Annotated in this window: 1 pseudogene; it reads right to left on the bottom strand. The window is 42.2% G+C overall.

What is annotated here, in order from left to right:
- Positions 1-101, bottom strand: a pseudogene (locus D0T50_RS13475) (KilA-N domain-containing protein); the annotation flags it as partial.
- Between the last annotated feature and the right edge of the window lie 233 nt (positions 102-334).

Below are 334 nucleotides of genomic sequence, written 5' to 3'. Positions count from 1 at the left end.
GTAGCATAATCCCGGATATTACCTTTCAGGTCAGGATTAGTATCACGCCATTGCTTTGCAGTTATACCAAAGAGAGCCATATTTAGCACATCCGCTTCGTAGCCCGCAAAGACGCAGATCCCAACTTTGCAGAATTTGCATTCTTGGGCAAAAAGGAACTGACGGATGCCACGCAAACTTCATGTCCAAGTACTCTAAGTCCCTCGGCCAGTGTCCAGTGTAAACGACTAAATTCTCCTATCAGTAATATCTTCATAAAGTAGTGTTATTGACACCTTTTAAGGTCGTGCTACCTTAGAAACAATTATCCGTAAATAATGTTTCCTTCTTCGTC

The sequence above is a fragment of the Bacteroides sp. 214 genome, assembly GCF_010501015.1.
In the GTDB taxonomy this organism is placed as follows: domain Bacteria; phylum Bacteroidota; class Bacteroidia; order Bacteroidales; family Bacteroidaceae; genus Bacteroides.
The sequence above is the reverse complement of the archived record's forward strand: the minus strand, read 5'-3'. Positions and strand labels throughout refer to the sequence as shown.